This is a genomic window from Cytophagia bacterium CHB2 (assembly GCA_030263535.1).
Lineage (GTDB): Bacteria > Zhuqueibacterota > Zhuqueibacteria > Zhuqueibacterales > Zhuqueibacteraceae > Coneutiohabitans.
This window is the reverse complement of sequence record SZPB01000441.1, coordinates 1-4,644: the sequence shown is the minus strand read 5'-3', so window position 1 is coordinate 4,644 and position 4,644 is coordinate 1. Positions and strand designations below refer to the sequence as shown.

Here is a 4,644-nt window from a genome sequence, read left to right as displayed (position 1 = left end):
ATTTGAAAAACCGATGCGACAATTTCCAGTTACACGGGAAGATTGGAGCCGAGTGGTGAAGCCTTACGAATACAATCGCCGCGCGACGTGGCGGGTTGTAATGTCCGATCTGGCGCTGGGTGAAAAAGAACTGGTGCGTGTGGGCATTTCATTGGCTCAAAATGGCGCGCTGGCAGAAGACGTGCGGGCGCTGGTTCCCAAAGCGAGCTACGGAAGAATGAAAGTGCTGGGCGCGCCTGAGCCGCCGCCGGAGAATTTTGCCGAATGGCTCGAATCCGGAACCAACGATTGGGATTTGCAGCACACGCGCGCATGCTTGCAAAGCAACCGGCAGCATTCTCCTCTTGCAGCCGCGTGGGAAAACTTGAACGGCGAAAAAGCGCCGGAAACGGTATTACTGTTTATGCACGCTGCGTCAGAAGAAAAGATTCTTTCGAGTTGGCAATATGCACAAAAGAATAATGCCCATTTGCAGGCTGTGTTCACCACCGCAATGATTGCCGCGGGCTCGGCATTCGCAAAAGCGGATTTGCTAAAAAGCATTCTTCCCGCGGAAGACCAATGGTCAATTGGCATTGCCATTCCCGGTTATCGCCTCGGACAAGTCGGATTGGTGCGCATGCTGGTGAGTTATTTGGACAAGATCGGTATTGCTGCGCCGCTGATTTGGCGTTATCAGATTCCACAGGAATTGATCAATGAAGGCTCATCAACCGCAGATTGGATGCTCGACGCCAGCAGGCAGCTTGGCGCGTTGCTGTGCGACGGCCTCGGCGATGCCATTCTTGTAGAAGGCGCGATCAAACCAGCGGAGGCCTTGCGCTTCAGCTACAATCTCCTGCAAGCCGCGCGTTTGCGCATTTCCAAAACCGAATTCATTTCATGTCCGAGTTGCGGCCGCACCCTGTTCAATCTGCAAACCACGACCGAACGCATCAAATCCAAAACGAGCCATTTGAAAGGCGTGAAAATCGCAATCATGGGTTGTATCGTGAATGGCCCGGGCGAAATGGCGGACGCGGATTTCGGTTACGTCGGCACCGGCCCGAAAGTGGTGAGCTTGTACGTGGGCAAGGAATGCGTGCAACGCAATATTCCCGAACACGAAGCGGATGCGCGATTGATAGATCTGATCAAAGCGCATGGCAAATGGGTGGAGCCGGCGTAGATTGCGGATTGGGGATTGTGCGTTTAGGGCCATAAGCCGCTCAAAGTTAGAATAAAATTCTGAAAGTTTGTCGCAGAATAATTTGTCGGCAGAACGATTCAAAATAATTCTGCCGATAAATCATCCTGCCAAAGTTTTTTTCGGCGATACTCGGCAACTTCGGCGCATTTCGGTAGAAAAACTTTATCGCTGATGGTCACCGGAGACACCGAATTTCGCCGACCAGTTATTTGCTGCTTCGCAGAAGCTTTGATTTACAGCTTGTCTGCAAATCGGGGTAGCTTCTCAGAGGTGAAATACTTCTGATTTTTTTCAATAACAGACCATGATTTCGTGTCGGATTTGCCGATGCAGCGGCAGATGCACCTGAGGCTCGCGCATGCCACCTTCCCGCCTACAATCAGCCATACTCGATCCTCGGCCTTTGATCCTGGAATTCATCTCGACCGCGAATCTCGCTGTCTTTGATGATACGATCTTCAATGATCTTGCCGTGCGACTCTTTCGTTACCAATTTCGCCACAACGCCGTCTATCGAAGATTTTGTCTGCAAGCCTCGCCGGCGGTGACCGAACCCAAAACCTGGCGCGAGATTCCCGCGGTCACCACCAGCGCATTCAAGTACGTGCCGCTCGCCTGCTTTCCGCCGGAGCATGCGGTTGCCGAGTTTCACACCAGCGGCACCACGATGCAGCACAGCGGCAAGCATTATTTTCAGGATTTGATGTTTTACCGCAGCGCGCTGTTGCGCAGTTTTCGCGCTTATTGCCTGCCCGATCGCGAAAAAATGCGCATGCTCTTTCTCGGGCCAACAGCCGGTCATTTTCCGCATTCATCATTGGGTTACATGTTCTCCGCGGTACGCGACGAGTTTGGCGCAGAGGGCAGCGCCGCGTTTTTCACGTCTGAAAAGTTAATGTTGCCAGACTTTTTTGGTGCTCTCGATTCAGCCATGCAAAAGCAAGAGCCGGTTTTTATTTTGGGAACAGCTTTCAATCTTCTGCAATGTGTTGATGAATTGCAGGCGCACGGACAGCGTATGACGTTGCCGGCAGGCAGCCGCATTCTGGATACCGGCGGCTACAAAGGCCGCACGCGCGAAGCGCCGCGCGCGGAGTTTCAAAAATTGCTTTGTGAAAACTTCGGCATCACAAAAGAGTTTTTGTTGAATGAATACGGCATGACGGAGTTAAGCTCGCAATTCTACGAAAGCCAGTTGCCCGGCCTGCCGTTGCAGGACGAAAGAGACAATATCAAATTCATGCCGCCGTGGGTGCGCGTGCTGGCAGTCAATCCGGAGAATTTGCAGCCCTTGCCCGCTGGTGAAATCGGCATGCTGCGCATTTTTGATTTGGCCAATGTTGATTCTGTGCTGGCGATTCAAACCGAGGATTTGGGTCGGGCGTGGCAGGATCGTATCGAATTGCTAGGACGCGCCAGTGGCGCGGAATTGCGCGGGTGTTCGTTGCTTACTGAAAGTATTGTGTGAGGATGACGCGACGGTAAAACCCAATCTGAATCCGATGTAGAGAGCTTCCCACGGATGAAAGCGGCCCGCTGATTTTCTCGGCCTTCCGTTGGAAGAGTTTTTCTTTAGCCACGGATGAACACTGATTTTCACGGATTTCTTGTGTTTTAGAACAATTCTTGCAGAAAAATGAATCCGTGTTTGATCCGTGTAAATCAGTGGCTAAAAGTCTGCACCAGACTTCAGTCAAGGTGAAAACCGCAGCCCTACGAGCGGATAGATTAACGCCAACGGATAAAGCTTTATGTCTTTTCATCGGTTGGTCTTGATCTATCCGTTGGGATAATAAGTTAGAATTTTATTCCAATTTTGATTTTCTAATTCACATAACGAATGTCCAATAACCTTGCAATCATGAATTCTGAGAATGGCGATCTCGCACAGCAGCCGCATTTCGTGCCGGCAGCATCCGATCTCAAACGCATATCGCCAGCAGAGTTGACCAGCCTGTTGCTATCGTTTCGCCGGCCAGCCATTGGATTCGCAGAGAACGCTAACGAATGGCAGTGCCGCTCGGTGCAAGCCTGGCATGCAGTCGCGCGGGCGTGGGAAAATTGGCAATTCCCCGAAGCTGAAGTTGCTTTGCGACGATTGCAGGCGAATACGCGTATGAGCCTGCCGGTGTTGCGCGAGAGCATTGCCAATCATTTTCGTGAAATTACTGCGGATGCGATCAATGCTTGGCTCGATGAGGTTCGTGAAGCGCGGGCCGATGAACCCGATGCTATGAAGTATCCCTCATTGGTGTTCGTGATTGCCTCGGGCAACATTCCCGGCGCGGCTTTGCAGCAGGTTGTGCAGCTCTCTTTACTCGGCATTCCAACACTCGTCAAAAGCGCAAGCGCAGAACCGGATTTCATGCCGGCAGTTTTCTCAGCGCTGGCGCAACAAGACGCCGAAGTCGCTTCCCGGCTGATGGCGCTAAGTTGGCCGCGCGAAAATAACGCGGCAACGGCAGCTGTGCTGGCCTTGTCGCCGCGTGTGATTGCATTGGGCGATGATGACACCATGCAACAATTGCGCGCCGAAGCCGGTAGCGCGCTGATGCCGTTTGGTGATCGCTTCAGTGCCGCAATCATACACGCGAAATCCGTCAAGATTCAAGCGCTGCGCAAGCTGGTTTATGATTACGCCATGTTCGACGGCAAGGGCTGCCTCGCACCGCAAGTGGTGATGGTGATTGCCGAACAGTGGCCGGACGTCGAACAATTGGCAACACACTTTGCCGGCATACTCGCTGAGGAAAGCGCAAAATGGCCGGCTGGAAATTGGTCGGCTCAGGAACATGCGTTGATTCAACAATGGCGCGGGGAATGGCAGGCGCGCCGGGCGGCCGGCGAAAACATTGCGCTGTTTCAGCCCGCGGATACTTCCTGGACCGTGGTCGCTGCGGAGGAATTTGATTTAGAACAACGCATCGCGTTTCGCGCTGTGCGTTTGTTGTGGGTAAAAAGTTTCGACGACGTTATGTTGATACTAAAAAATTATTCCGCAAAAATTCAGGCGCTGGCAGTGGAGATTCAAGATCATGAACATGCGCAGTTGGTGCTCGATCTTGACGAACAGGAAGAAGTTTTGGGCCGCATTATTTGCGAGCCGGGCGCCTTGCAGCGGCCCGCGTTCGCGTGGATGGCAATCAGCAGACAGTGGTTTGAGTTGATCCATGGCGTGAAGCTGTGACGGTGTGAATCGGCGAAATGGAATTTTTTCTCGCGTTCGCGCACTCACTCCGTTTCTTGTCTCCCTTGATGATCTTAAAGATTATGCTAACGGATTTTCTAACCTATCTCTGTCAAACCTCGCCGGAGCCGCTCGGTCTCGAGATTGATCGCGCGCAGGGCATTTATTTGTTTACGCGCGAGGGCAAACGCTACATTGATTTTATTTCCGGCATCGGCGTTGCCAATATCGGCCATGGTCATCCCAACGTGCTGGCCGCGCTTCAGGC

At 52.5% G+C, this 4,644-nt stretch carries 4 protein-coding genes; all 4 read left to right on the top strand.

Going from position 1 to position 4,644, the window contains the following annotated elements; genetic code table 11:
* The coding region (locus FBQ85_26830; GenBank protein ID MDL1878749.1) for a hypothetical protein at positions 1-1,168 on the top strand (1,168 nt) is incomplete at its 5' end.
* A 379-nt stretch (positions 1,169-1,547) separates the two neighbouring features.
* The gene (locus FBQ85_26825; protein MDL1878748.1) at positions 1,548-2,657 is read left to right on the top strand and encodes a long-chain fatty acid--CoA ligase; all 1,110 of its coding nucleotides are present in this window, start codon (positions 1,548-1,550) and stop codon (positions 2,655-2,657) included.
* 372 nt (positions 2,658-3,029) lie between these two features.
* Positions 3,030-4,376: a hypothetical protein gene (locus FBQ85_26820; protein ID MDL1878747.1), complete on the top strand. Its 1,347-nt coding sequence runs from the start codon at positions 3,030-3,032 to the stop codon at positions 4,374-4,376.
* A gap of 83 nt (positions 4,377-4,459) precedes the next feature.
* On the top strand, positions 4,460-4,644 hold a 185-nt coding region (locus FBQ85_26815), incomplete at its 3' end, for an aminotransferase class III-fold pyridoxal phosphate-dependent enzyme (GenBank protein MDL1878746.1).

Bases quoted from the DNA above. Each gene is read 5' to 3' on its own strand.
- FBQ85_26820 (MDL1878747.1), top strand. From the start codon at position 3,030: ATGTCCAATAACCTTGCAATCATGAATTCTGAGAATGGCGATCTCGCA.
- FBQ85_26825 (MDL1878748.1), top strand. From the start codon at position 1,548: ATGCCACCTTCCCGCCTACAATCAGCCATACTCGATCCTCGGCCTTTG.